This is a genomic window from Aequorivita aquimaris, assembly GCF_001573155.1.
Lineage (GTDB): Bacteria > Bacteroidota > Bacteroidia > Flavobacteriales > Flavobacteriaceae > Aequorivita > Aequorivita aquimaris.
Genome location: NZ_JRWG01000001.1, coordinates 444,457 through 458,527 on the forward strand (window position 1 = coordinate 444,457; position 14,071 = coordinate 458,527).

Genomic DNA, 14,071 nt, shown 5'->3' on the forward strand with positions numbered 1-14,071 from the left:
ACTTCCCTTATCTGTACAGCGCTTAATTCTTACTAAAATAGACAGTTTACAAACGCTAGCTTGTTAATAAAAGGTTATATTAAAAAAGCTATTTAAAATAACTAAAAAAAGTCTTCAGCCTGCCAAATTAATCAATCAAGACGCTGAGTTTAAAAACATTGTCCTCTCTCCTTTTGTTTGTCTTGTGAAATTGATCAATTATTCTGGAAGTAAAATAATTGTGGGCGTAATTTTTTAAAAAGCCGGCAATGTCATTGCTCGAATTTATTGGGGTATCTGAATCTATATACCCAAAACCACAATAAATTCCTTGTTTTACCATTACAAAACCCATTTCATTTTTATGACGGCCTTTTAGCTTTATAATATAGCTTGGTCTTTGCCCATCAATATAGTTGAGCGCATCCCTAACCCTTGCATTATAGTCGTTTTTATCTTCTTCTCCCCTACAGATTCCTTTACAATAAATCGTGTCGCTACAGGAAGTTTTTGTACGCTCGATGCCAGCATATCTTTTACACAATTTAAACTTCCGTTGCACTTCAATCAATTTAACCAGTACAGAATCCCTATTGTAATAAAACTCATTTTCACTATCGGCATAGTTCTTTTGGATGGGCTGTAACCTTAAAATTCCTTTAGAGTCTATCTTTGAAGTAATTATGTAGGGTTGTAGCAATTCTTTTTGCTGTGAATTATATTCAGGGGAAAGTGAACCTATATAATGGGATTCCAACAAGAGAGAGATTAATTCACTACCCGTTTCCTCATAATCTACCGCTGTAGTCTGTGCACATAATGTTCTTTCAAAAGTGGCATTGCTTGAAAAATGGCTCCTTACCCTTTTGGAAATATTGATAGCCTTGCCTACATAAATTACCTCCTCTCTTGCATTTCGAAAAAAATAAACGCCGGGAGTGTTTGGAAGATGGGGAATTGCATCTTCCAATGTTTTATTAATTCCACCTGCTACCTTTACGCTACGCCCAATCTCAGGGATATTTTCAAAAACCTTCTGGATAAGCTCACACTTTTCCAAGGTAGTAGAAACTTTCATTTTAATGCCTAATGCCTTTTGGGCATTTTTTAAGGAGTAAGGAATTTTGCCCCCTACAGCTTGTTTAAATAATTTGTCTAAAATATGGGTAGCACTCCCCATGGGATATCCTATCTCCTTGAAGGTTTTTACAAATAATCGCTCCGAAAATTTATCTGAAAAGACAGTCTGTGTTTCCTCAATTTTTTCAATTATTAATGGGGCTAAATCACAGAAAACGCTGGCCGATCTAATACTATTTGGATTAATTCCCAAAGCAATCAGTTCCCGTTTGGGAATTCTGGGGATGGGCTTGATAAAATATTCCTCCTTTGCGTAAATTCCGTCGTCATCCTTATTGATTATAGCTACTTGTAGCATTTTGGCTGTTGCAAGTTTGGGGGTTGAGGAAGATAATGCGATGAAGGAGTATTTCACTTACAATAAATATTATTCGAATAAACATCAAAATTATGGAATATTTCCAAGTTTCAATAATATCCTTTATCTTTATTCACAAAAAAAATTGAGTTTGGAAGTATATAACGAAGAACAAAAAGAAGCGATAAACTTCGACGGAAAACATTTATTATTACTGGCGGGAGCTGGCACGGGAAAGACCAAAACCATAGTGGGAAGAGCGGCCTACCTTATAGAAAATGGAACGCCCCCAGAAAAAATTCAAATCCTAACTTTTACAAAAAGGTCTGCGAGTGAAATTGTAGAACGGGTAAAAGCGGGAATTAGCGGGCGCAGTGCCCAAGCGCTTAACGGTTCAACCTTTCACAGTTGGTGCAACCAATTGATTACATTATTCCCGAACCTCTTTGGAGCTTCAAGCTATACCGTTATAGATGCGGACGACCAGCTAGGATTAATGAAGATGGCCTGTGGAAATGCGAAGGCGGTATATGGTAAATTGCGAATAAAACCGCAGAAGATATTAGATCTGTTTTCCTTTGCAAGAAATACGCGTACAAATCTTACCGAGGCCATAAGAGTTCTACTGCACAAGGGGAAGGATGATGAGGAAACCAATGAAGAAATAGAGGAACTGCGCCCCATTTTGGAAATAGTTATCAAGGAATTTCAAAAACTTAAAATACAACAGAAGTACTTAGATTATGATGATTTACTATTGGTAGTTGGCAATAGGCTAAATAAGGATGAGAATGCCCGGAGGATACTGTCGAATGCCTACGATTATATTCTTGTGGATGAGATGCAGGATACCAATCCGTTGCAATGGTTTTTATTGGCGCCCTTTGAAAATATATGTAAATTATTCTGCGTTGGCGACGATGCGCAATCCATCTATTCCTTTAGAGGTGCCGATTTTAAAAATGTGCATTCCTTTACTGATAGAGTACGGAATTCAGAAATAAAAAAATTAAATAAAAACTACCGTTCCACCCAAGAAATTTTGGATCTCTCGAATTGGCTGTTAGAGCAATCCCCTATTGTGTACAATAAAAAACTTAATGCCCACAGAGGTCCTGGAAAGAAGCCGACAATTGTAAACGTTTCCAACCAATTTGAGGAAGCAAATTATATTGCAGACAAAATATTAACCGATTTTGGTGAAAATGGTAAATCATTCTCTGATTTTTTAATACTGAGTCGCTCCCAATATTACACCAAACCTTTACAGGCGGTTTTTCTACAAAAGAAAATTCCCTATGAAACCTATGGGGGAAGAAAATTTTTAGAAGCTGCACATATAAAAGATGTTTTGGCGGTGTTAAGAGTCATCAACAATCCCTTGGACCAAATAGCCTGGATGCGTTACCTCACCTTTGTTCATGGAATAGGCGAAGTACGTGCGAGCAACTATTTGCGCGAAATCCTTTCCGTAGGACCCGATCAGATCAATGGAGAATTTTTAGAATCTATTATTCCGGGGTTGGAAGGGCAGACAATTAAAAAATATTATGAGGCTGTAAGTGAGAATAAACACAATGTGAAAGCTGCAGTAAAAGATCTCTATAAAGAAATGGAACTGGATCTGGCGCTCAAATATGCCAAGGATTGGCAGGAAAAGCGAAAAGGGGACTTTCCTGTTTTAGAAATGTTGGCAGAACACTATTCTACGCTGGGGGAGTTTATAACAGAAGGCATTTTGGATAACTCAGTTGGGTTGGGAGGTAATCATCTTTTGGAGGGATCAAAGATTCAGACCACACAGCACCAAGACCACGTAATAATTTCTACAGTCCATTCCGCAAAGGGATTGGAGGCCGATGTGTGTTTTGTGCTCAATGTTTCCCCCAAAACCTATCCTTCCTCATACAGTTTAGGAAATTCAGAGGAAATTGAGGAAGAAAGAAGGGTTCTTTACGTAGCGCTCACAAGGGCAAAAAATGAATTGATAATTACAAGAACTACAGATTCCTTAAACGCCTATAAGGCCAGCACAGATTCTCCCTTTGCTTCCAATGAAGAAGAAAGTGCGTATTTTTTTGAAAATCTACCCGAAGAATTAGTAAAGCAGGAAAGCCCATTAGGGCAATTTAAAAAACCAATAGATGCAACATCTAGGAATGAAATAGATTTAGATTTCGGCTTTGATTTTAGTTAAATAAGCATCCTTTAAAATATGGTGCTTTCTATTTATATTGTTCAGCTTTATTGTTTCTCAGTTCTTAGCCCTTTGTTTTTATTTTTGATTTTTTATAATTAACCCATTCGGGACAATACAAATTTCACAATGAGCAGCCAATCATGAGCTCCTTCTAAAGGCCGTGAAGGTGTTATATAAATAATAAATTTCGCCAAAAGTATTTCCCAGACTCGACATATGCAAATTATTTATATTAAATCTAAATAAGGATTTTTTAAGATATTGATATTGAAGTAATATCAATTAAATTTATTCCATACATAGCTTATAATGGATTCTACATTTTTGAGGTAAAATAATACGCTATTCCGTTAATAAACATTGGTATAGGTACTTATTTTTGTAAATACCGCTAAGAGGACAACAGATAAAAAAAAAGGAGGTTATGTATGAAAAAATAAGAAAAGACTTGGGGTTTGACTTTATTGTTGCACCCCTTATTTTAAAAAGCTTTGTAAAGCACAATAATTTTAAAGTATAAACTGAATTAGCTAAAAAAAAACCATCTTAAAGATGGTTTTTTAATTTATGGGAGTGTATTTCCGGCAAGAACATTTACTGTTCCAAATATATCCTTTACCCATCCCAGACCAAGGCTAATAGATTACTTCTTTTGTGCATCCAATATTGACTTTTTTTTCTTCCGTTAAGAAAATCTCGAAATGCGTTAACGGCAATGAAATTTGAACAATATTTTTAACCTCCTACTTAATGATCCCCAAATCGAAAGTAAGCTGACCTATACCATTTATACTTATTTATGTATGTTGCTTACCAAAATGAAGAGGAACTGGCTGGTGGCCAATGCCATAAAGTACTTTATAATTTGCATTGGCAGTATTTCCGTAGCTTTAGCGATACTATCAATCTATTTCTACACTCTAAAAGTCTAGACAAACTTTTATCGTAAAATAAATATCTAAAACACAGTAAATCCGCTTGATCGAAAAAAGTTTAAGAAATCTTTGTGCTTTTTCGATTTTTATAATATCTAATTTTAAGGAAGCTATTCATCCAATAATTAAATTATGAAAAAGAAAACTGACGAAAAAAAACACTCTAAAAAAATTGAAGACCTACAAAAAGACTCTTGGGAAGTAAAAGAAGCTACCATGAAAACCAACCAAGGTCTTAAGATAAACGACACCAATAATTCTTTAAAAGCCGGAGAACGGGGCGCTACCCTGCTTGAGGATTTTCTTTTACGCGAAAAGATAACCCATTTTGATCACGAGCGAATTCCGGAACGCATAGTACACGCCCGCGGAAGTGGCGCCCATGGCTATTTTAAATTATACGAACCCATCCCTGAGTATACCAAAGCGGGCATATTTAATGACACAAAGCGAAAAACGCCAGTATTCGTTCGTTTTTCAACTGTTGCAGGCTCGAAGGGGTCTCCAGATTTGGCTCGTGACGTGCGCGGATTTGCCACTAAATTCTATACCGAGGAAGGTACTTGGGACTTAGTGGGAAATAATATGCCGATATTCTTTATTCAGGATGCGATGAAATTTCCAGACCTTGTCCATTCCGTAAAACCAGAGCCCAATAATGAAATTCCGCAGGCGGCTTCGGCACATGATACATTTTACGATTTTGTAAGCCATACCACCGAAACCCTTCACAACCAAATCTGGGTGATGAGCGATCGCGCCATTCCCCGTAGTTATAGAATGATGGAAGGTTTTGGAATCCACACTTTTCGTTTTATTAATGATAAAGGAGAATCGCACTTTGTAAAATTCCATTGGAAACCGTTGCTTGGGGTTCATTCGGTTACTTGGGACGAGGCAGTTAAAATAAACGGAGCCGATTCCGATTTCCACCGCCGTGATCTATGGGAAGCCATTGAAGCGGGCCAATATCCAGAATGGGAATTGGGAGTACAACTGGTAGCACAAAAAGACGAACATAAATTTGATTTTGACCTGCTGGATCCTACCAAATTGATACCTGAAGAAATGGTACCCGTCAAGATTATTGGAAAAATGACATTGAACAAAAATCCCGATAACTTTTTTGCGGAGACCGAACAAGTAGCATTTTTACCAGGACATATAGTACCGGGTATCGACTTCACAAACGATCCACTGCTCCAAGGCCGTTTATTCTCCTATCGCGACACGCAATTATCACGATTGGGCAGTCCAAACTTCCACCAGATCCCCATCAATAGACCAGTGGTAGATAATCATAACAATCAAAGGGACGGACACATGCAAATGGAAATCCCGAAAGGTCAAACAGCCTATTTCCCAAATATGCTCAGCGGGGGTTGTCCCCATCTATCAAAAATGGCAGAAGGTGCTTTTACGAGTTATGAGGAACGAATAGATGCTAGAAAAATCAGGACTCGAAGCGAGAGCTTTAGCGATCACTTTTCACAACCCGCCTTATTTTATCGCAGCTTATCAAAATGGGAAAAAGATCACGTTGCGAATGCCTATACCTTTGAGTTGGGAAAATGTAAACAGGATGCCATTAAGCAACGCATGCTTTGGGTTATAAATCAAATTGACAATGATTTGGCCTCCCAAGTGGCAAAAGGTTTGGGTTTAAAGGTGCCAAAAAATATTGAGAAACCCATTAACCAAGCCATTGGGGCCGATGCGGATGTGAAAAAACACCAGCCCGGGGCAAAAAAGAATTATTTGGATGAATCTCCTGCACTGAGCCAAGCGAAAACCAAATTCGACAGCATTGCTACCCGACAGATTGCGGTATTGGCCGCAGATGGTTTTAATATGGCCAATTTGAAAAAAATGCAGTCCCTTGCCAATAAAGACGGAGCCGTGCTAAAAATCATAGCCCCTATGGGCGGAAGTATAAAATGCGATAAAAATATGGAGCATACGGTGGACGCTTCCATTATGACCACCGAAAGTGTACTTTTTGATGCCGTTTATATTCCCGGTGGGAAAAAATCAATCAAAGCCTTGGGGGAAAATGCCAAATTTACCAAATTCGTAAATGAGGCTTTTAAACATTGCAAGGCAATAGCTGTGGATAATGAAGGTGAAGACTTTCTAAAAAATACCTATGCCGGAAAGCATACCGACGACAAGGCGGTTTTGATAAATGTTGATGCCAAGACATTTAAGGATGCCATAAAAAAACACCGCAATTGGGACCGAATGGATATTGCAGCTACTATTCCAGCATAATGTACAGTTATAAATTGGGGAGCTACCATACTCCCCTATTTTAATATATTGACACATTAAAATGGTCTATTACCTACAGACCTGCTTTGGGAAAAAGGTCTTAATTCCATTATTATGTACCAGTATTAAATTAGTTGTATATAATTATAATCTTTTCTTACTTTTTAAAAATACCCAGATGTGAAAAAAATAATACTGATTTTACTCGGCCTTATTTTATTTATTATCGCCATAATTTACTTCTCCTTATGGAGTCATCCCGATACCGGACACACTGATGTTTTAGTGGGGAAACAAAATGTGGAAACCTTAAATTTTAAAGATCTGGATAGCGTTAACGTGGCTGCGGCAACCATGTATGAGGGAGCGTTGCTAAAAGAGGTTATGCAAGGTGAGCAATACAGAGCGGAATGGGCAGTCCCGGTGAAGGTACCTGTGCTTCTTTTGGACCGGACCTATGGAGGGCTAACCATATTAAAAAAAGGAGGTGGAAAACAAACAAAATCGTTACGACTTAAAAGTGGCAAAGGTCTGGTTTACACCTTACGAAGTGTTGCAAAAGATCCTGAACCGCTCATACCTGAATTCGCCAAAACATTGGGAATTGAGAATTTAATAATTGACGGCATTACCGCCCAGCATCCTTATGGAGCCATGGTTGTGGCAAAACTAGCTGAGGCGGTCCACTTGCCTCATACGCACCCACGGTTGGTATTTGTTCCTAACCAAGAGGCTTTGGGAAAATACAATGAAGGCTTTGGCAATAAACTGTACTGGCTGGAATATGAAACCGAAGGTGAAGAAAATTGGTCAGCGTTTGAAAATATTATTTCTATAATCGACACGGAGGAATTACAGGAGCAAAAATTCAAACACCGGGATAAATTACATATTGATACCCCGGCACTGGTAAGAAACAGGCTTTTTGATATTGTAATAGGCGATTGGGATCGCCACGCCAAGCAATGGGGATGGTTTTTACAAAAAAAGAAAGACCAATATATCGCCATACCACTTGCAAGTGATAGGGACAATGCTTTTTTTACCATTGACGGCCTGTTACCCAGCATTATTTCATCCAAAAATGTACAGCCTCGATTGCGTCCATTTCAGGAGGAAGTAGATTATATGCCCGGGCTGGTATATCCTTTTGATATCTATTTTTTAAAGGGGGTGCCAAAGGAAACATTCCAGGCTCAGGCAGCATATATCAAAACCCATTTAACAGATGCGGCTATAGACCACGCATTAGCCACTTGGCCAAAGGAAATTCATCAATTGCATGGCAAGGAAATAAGGGATATTTTAATTGCTCGGCGTAACAATTTGGATCGTTATGCTTTGGAGTTCTATAAGGTGCTACAAAGCAAAAATTTTCTAACCCAGCCTTTAAAGGGATCTGACGATGCTGATGTGCCCAGGGATCTACACAAATGTTTTGAATGTTTATAGCGGGTGGTGTTAACAGCGCTTGGGATTGCTTCACTGCGTTCGCAATGACGCTTATGCGCATGGTTAAAGGAGGTCATTGCGAAGGAGCGACCCAAGGAGCGACTGAAGCAGTCTGTTGGCTGCATTGCCTAACCCTCAGGAGATTGCTTCGCTGCGCTCGCAATGAAGGCAAGGGGAGATTGCTTCGCTTCGCAATGACCTTCGGCTCTTAATGATCGTGCCCCCCTCCTTCTTCCTGTAAGAGCACAAATGCACCTTTGGTTAAAAACTTGGTTTCAGGTTTAAATTTCTCAGATTTCCCAATCACTGTGAAGCCATTGTAAGTTGCTCCAATTTTTACTTCCACGGGAAGGATTTCAAATTCGTCGGCAGTTTCATTTTCAATTTTTAACACGTAGTGTTTCCCTTCCATTTCCACCACGGCGTTTTCCGGAAGCGCCCACTGGTCTGAAGTGCCCGTAACAATCTGCGCCTCAACAAACATTCCGGCAGTGAAGTTTTGCTCATCCTTTTCATCTATATGCCCGTGGACCAAAGAAGTTCTGTTGTTCGGGTCAATGGAAGTTCCCACTAAATGTACCTCGCCCTTAAAAACTTCTTTTGAGGCCTCAGGCACCGTAAATAAAATTTCCTGTTTCTTTTTAAGCTGTAGGAGATCTTTTTCAAAAACCTTTAATTCCAAGTGGATATGGTCTGTATTCATAATTTCCATAATCTTATCGGCCGGGGAAACGTAGGTACCCGTGTTTACAAAAACCTGGGTCACGTTGCCGTCTATGGGACTGTAAATATTTACAGCTGAAACGATATTTCCCGCTTGGACCGATGCTGGATTTATATTCAACATTTCAAGGTTTTTCTTGAGGCTGTTGTAGCGCGCCAAATTGGATTTGTATTCGCTTTCGGCTTTTAGAAAACTTTTTTGGGAAGTGATTTTTTCATCAAACATAATCTTCTGCCGCTCGAACTCCGATTTTAAATAGGAAAGCTGCTCGGCGGTTTCCAGATAATTCTGTTGCATGGTGATAAACTCAGGATTTTCAAGGGTTACCAAACGCTGCCCCTTGGAGACTTTATTGCCAACCAACAACGGCGTGTTTTTAATATATCCGCCCGCGAAGGCACTTATCACCGCCCGGCTCTGTGGCGGCACGTCAATCATCCCGCTGGTTTGCACGGTTTCCGCAAAGGGTTTTTCGGTGAGTTGGCCTACCTCCATCTTTGCATTTTCAAACTGTGCTTTTGAAAGATGGATTATTCCTGAATTATTTTCTTCCGAAGCCATTTCAAGAGTGGCTTCTTCTGTTTTTGAATTGTTGCAGGCCGCCAAAACTAAAATGGAAAGCAACAAAAGTGATTTTATATAGTTCATAACGAATATTTTTAGAGTATTAAATAGTTAAGGGCGATGACCGCCTGATTGTAATTGTTCAGATTTTCGAGGTATTGCAGTTCAATTTCATAAGCGTTTTCAAGGCTTTGGATGTATTGAAAGAAGTCTATCTCCCCATTTTTAAAACCGATGTTTGCCGTTTTTAAAATTTCCTCGGAAAGAGATTTTCCCTCGGTTTCATAATAACTCAGTGCTTCTTCATATTTTGAAACCTCGTTGAGCAATTGAAGTTTTCGTGAATTGAGTTGGATTTTATAATCCTCAGCTTGCTGCTGGCTTACGTCCGCCGCAATTTTGGAAGCTTTTATTTTTGAGGCATTCCCGCTAAAGAGCAACGGAATCTTAAGCCCTATTTGATAGGCATACAGATTTTGGCTCAAACCGGAATTGCTTCCCAGAGAGTAGGAAAGACTGATATCTGGTAACAAATGCTGTTTTTCAAGACTGCGCTTTGCATTAAAAAAATCTGTTCTATTTTCATAATAATCTATTGCTGGGTGCGCTTCCATACTTGAAAGTGAAAGTTTCAGTTTTTCCAAAGTTTGGGTTGAAACTTGCAAGCTATCCTGGGATTGAACAACTGCCTTCAAACGTTCCCTTGCAATCCGCACATCTTCCCTACTCTGCCTATAATCGGTTTCCAACTGTCGCTGTTTTGCCCTGGCGGTTATCTTTTCCAGATAATTGGTTTCCCCAAGCTCAAAACGGCGTTGGGCAGCGTGGGCAAAATTTTGGTAGAGACTGTCCAAGCTTTGATAAACACGTTCCCTGTTTTTTTCAAATTGAAACTGATAATAGGCAGCGGCCACCAAACCTTCCGTTTTTCGCTTTTGAAGTTCGTATTGACTGCTTTGCATTTCAAACTGACGCTTGTTTACATTTTTTTCAGCGAAATAAACCGTTGGAAAAAGAAAGCCCTGCTGCACGCCAAAAACTTCGAGCGGCTCGTTGTTTGGTCCTAAATCATTTTCATTGAATTCATAAAAGACCGTAGTTTTATCAAAACTGAAAGCACTCCCTATCAGGGCATTTGCTTCCTCTTTCTGAAGCGAAGCGGCTTTTAGGCCAGCATTGTTTTCCAAAGCCATTTGCTGTAAGTCTTCCAATGTTTTCGGGGATTCCTGCGCCATTCCCGAAAAACCAAACAAGAAAATAAGTATGGCCACAGGCAACTTTTTACCTTTTCTTTTTAAACTGATTATTTTTTTATCTGAATCAAAAATTGAATAGAGCACCGGCAACACAAGCAAGGTTAGAATGGTAGCGGTTATTAAGCCGCCAATGACCACGGTTGCCAAGGGTCTTTGCACCTCAGCCCCGGCGTTTGTTGAAACGGCCATCGGCAAAAACCCAAGGGCGGCAGCCGAAGCAGTCAACAGCACCGCCCGCAGTCGGTCTTTTGTTCCCTGTACTATCAGTTCCTTTTTATCTGTCATACCTTCTTTTTTGAGTTCCTTAAAATGTTCTATCAGCACAATGCCGTTGAGCACCGCAATTCCGAAGAGGGCAATAAAGCCGACCCCTGCCGAGATGCTAAAGGGCATATCGCGCAGCCAGAGCAGCAAAACGCCACCCACCGCCGCCAAGGGTATGGCGGAATAAATCATCAGAGCCTCCTTGACCGAATTAAAGGCGAAATACAGCATCACGAATATCAGCAGCAAGGCCACGGGTACGGCTATCAGCAGGCGGTCCTTGGCGCTTTGTAGGTTTTCAAATTGCCCGCCGTAATCGATAGTGTAGCCCACGGGCAGCTTGATGTTGGCGTCAATCAATTCCTGTACATCGTCCACCACACTTTGCAGGTCGCGGCTCCGCACGTTGATGCCGACTACAATCCTGCGTTTGGTATCGTCGCGTGAGATTTTTGCCGCGCCCTTTGCGTATTTAATTTCCGCCAGTTCGCGCAGGGGCACTTTTTCCCCGGAAGGGGTATCCACATATAGGTTTTGCAGGTTTGAAAGGTCGCGGCGGTTGTTTTCGTCCAGCCGTACCACGAGGTCGAAGCGCTTTTCGCCCTCAAAAATGCTGCCCATGGATTTCCCCGCAAAGCCCATGGCAATCATTTCGTTTAAATCTTCAATGTTTAGGCCGTAGCGGGCAATTTTGGCACGGTTGAAAGAGACGTTCATCTCTGGCAGGCCGGCTACTTTTTCGACAATAATATCATCTGCGCCTTCCACATTTTCCACAAGGTTTTTTATTTCGTTGCCAAGGCTGCTGAGCAGGTCGAGGTCTTCCCCAAAAATCTTGATGGCGATGTCGGCGCGAACCCCTGTGATAAGCTCGTTAAAGCGCATCTCGATGGGCTGGGTGAACTCCACTTCCATCCCGGGGATTATCGCGAGGGCTTCCTTAAATTTTTCTGCCAGTTCGTTTTTGCTCTTGGCAGAGACCCATTCCTTTTTGGGTTTTAGGGTGATGATTACGTCGCTTTCCTCCATAGACATGGGATCCGTGGGCACTTCGGCGGCACCGATACGGCTTACCACCTGGTCCACTTCGGGGAAATTGTCTATCAGGATTTTTTCAATCTGGGTGGTGATGGCAATGGTATTGCTAAGGGAGGTTCCCGTTTTCAGCACGGGCTGGATAACAAAATCGCCTTCGTCCAAGGTTGGGATAAACTCCCCTCCCATAGTTGAAAAGATATAGATGGTTGCCGCAAGTATCAGCACCGCAACGCCCAACACCAACTTTTTCGCGCCCAAGGCCCAGCGGATTGTGGGTTCGTAAAAGCGATTTAGGAAAGCCATAATGCGGACGGAAATATTTCTTTTGGAAGCTACCGTGGGCTTTAAAAACACCGAGGCGGCCACGGGCACATAGGTGAAACAGAGCAGCATGGCGCCGATGAGGGCGAAGCTGAAGGTCTGCGCCATCGGGATAAACATTTTGCCCTCCACCCCGCTGAGGGAGAGAATTGGGATAAAAACAATCAAAATAATCAACTGCCCGAAAATGGCGGAATTCATCATTTTTGAGGAGCTTTTCACGGTAAGCTCGTCTTTTTCCATTTGCCTTTCGGAAGAAGGAAGGGCATTTAGCTTTGGTGCGTGCTTGCTGATTTTAAAGGCGACAAATTCTACGATGATTACTGCCCCGTCTATGATAATTCCAAAGTCGATGGCGCCCATACTCATTAAGTTGGCATCCACGCCAAAGAGATACATCATGGAGAGCGTGAAGAGTAGCGACAGCGGAATAACCGAGGCCACCACGAGCCCCGAGCGGAAATTCCCCAACAATAGCACTACTACAAAAATCACTATCAGCACCCCAAGAATGAGGTTTTCGGCAATGGTAAAGGTGGTTTTCCCGATGAGCACGCTCCTATCGAGAAAGGGATTGATGTACACGCCTTCGGGCAGGGATTCGGATATTTCGGCCACCCGGTCCTGCACATCCTTGATAACCTGATTGGAGTTGGCGTCCTTTAACATCATTACCTGGCCGAGGATTTTTTCGCCTTGGCCGTTGCCGGTAATGGCGCCAAAACGGGGGGCGCTTCCAAATTGCACTTTGGCGATATCCTTCACATAAATAGGAAAGCCGTTCTCGTTTTTTACCACTATATTTCGGATGTCCTCCAAAGAGGTAATCAGCCCTTCGCCCCGAATAAAATAGGCTTGGTTTTCCTTTTCAATATAACTTCCACCAGAAACGCTGTTGTTCTTTTCCAAGGCGGTGAAGACTTCCGTGGCCGTGATGTTCATGGCGTTCAGCTTATGGGTGTTGATGGCCACCTCGTACTGTTTTAAATGGCCGCCCCAAGTGTTTACCTCCACCACCCCGGGAATGCCGGAGAGTTGGCGTTTTACGATCCAGTCCTGGATGGTGCGCAGTTCGGTGTCGGTATAGGCGTTCTCATAGCCCGGTCTCACGTCGAGAATGTATTGGTATATCTCGCCCAGCCCCGTGGTTATCGGGCCCATTTGCGGCGTGCCGAAACCTTCGGGAATGTTTTCGGAGGCCGATTGTATCTTTTCGGCTATGAGTTGGCGTGGCAGATAGGTGCCTAGATTTTCCTCAAAAACAATAGTAACCACCGACAGTCCAAATTTTGAAACGGAACGGATTTCCTTTACACCCGGCAAATTCGCCATTTCCAGTTCCACGGGATAGGTAATGAATTGCTCCATATCCTGGGTGGAAAGGTTGCGGGAAGTGGTAATTACCTGCACCTGGTTGTTGGTAACATCGGGCACGGCACCAATGGAAAGCTGGGTGAGCGAAAACACCCCAAATCCTATGAGCACAAGAGTAAGCAAGCCGATAATGAGCTTGTTGTTTATACTGAATTGAATGATTTTAGTTAGCATAACAAATTATGGTTTTATCAACTTCAACATAAAACTGTTGAAAATCGAAATAATAAAAATTGATACTGACCGCTTTTAAAG

6 protein-coding genes are annotated in these 14,071 nt (G+C 41.5%); 3 read left to right on the forward strand and 3 right to left on the reverse strand.

From position 1 onward, the window contains the following. Positions 1-127 precede the first annotated feature (127 nt). A complete protein-coding gene (locus LS48_RS02045; protein WP_062619458.1) occupies positions 128-1,417 on the reverse strand; it encodes a GIY-YIG nuclease family protein in 1,290 nt (429 codons plus the stop codon). 145 nt (positions 1,418-1,562) lie between these two features. Between LS48_RS02045 and LS48_RS02050 the strand changes: the two genes are divergently transcribed. The 3 genes from LS48_RS02050 (at position 1,563) to LS48_RS02060 (ending at position 8,275) form a co-directional block, all read left to right on the forward strand. Then, positions 1,563-3,614, forward strand: coding sequence for an ATP-dependent helicase (locus tag LS48_RS02050; protein WP_062619774.1), 2,052 nt, complete (start codon positions 1,563-1,565; stop codon positions 3,612-3,614). A 1,070-nt stretch (positions 3,615-4,684) separates the two neighbouring features. After that, a complete protein-coding gene (locus tag LS48_RS02055) occupies positions 4,685-6,823 on the forward strand; it encodes a catalase (RefSeq protein ID WP_062619460.1) in 2,139 nt (712 codons plus the stop codon). A 180-nt stretch (positions 6,824-7,003) separates the two neighbouring features. Next, the gene (locus LS48_RS02060; RefSeq protein WP_062619462.1) at positions 7,004-8,275 is read left to right on the forward strand and encodes a hypothetical protein; all 1,272 of its coding nucleotides are present in this window, start codon (positions 7,004-7,006) and stop codon (positions 8,273-8,275) included. Between the two features lie 208 nt (positions 8,276-8,483). On the opposite strand, the gene LS48_RS02070 is transcribed toward LS48_RS02060, so the two are convergent. Both LS48_RS02070 and LS48_RS02075 read right to left on the reverse strand, forming a co-directional pair. Beyond that, complete coding sequence (locus LS48_RS02070; RefSeq protein WP_062619466.1) at positions 8,484-9,647, reverse strand: efflux RND transporter periplasmic adaptor subunit; 1,164 nt, start codon at positions 9,645-9,647, stop codon at positions 8,484-8,486. A gap of 11 nt (positions 9,648-9,658) precedes the next feature. Then, on the reverse strand, positions 9,659-13,990 hold the full coding sequence (locus LS48_RS02075) for a CusA/CzcA family heavy metal efflux RND transporter (RefSeq protein WP_062619468.1): 4,332 nt from the start codon (positions 13,988-13,990) through the stop codon (positions 9,659-9,661). Positions 13,991-14,071: the final 81 nt, after the last annotated feature.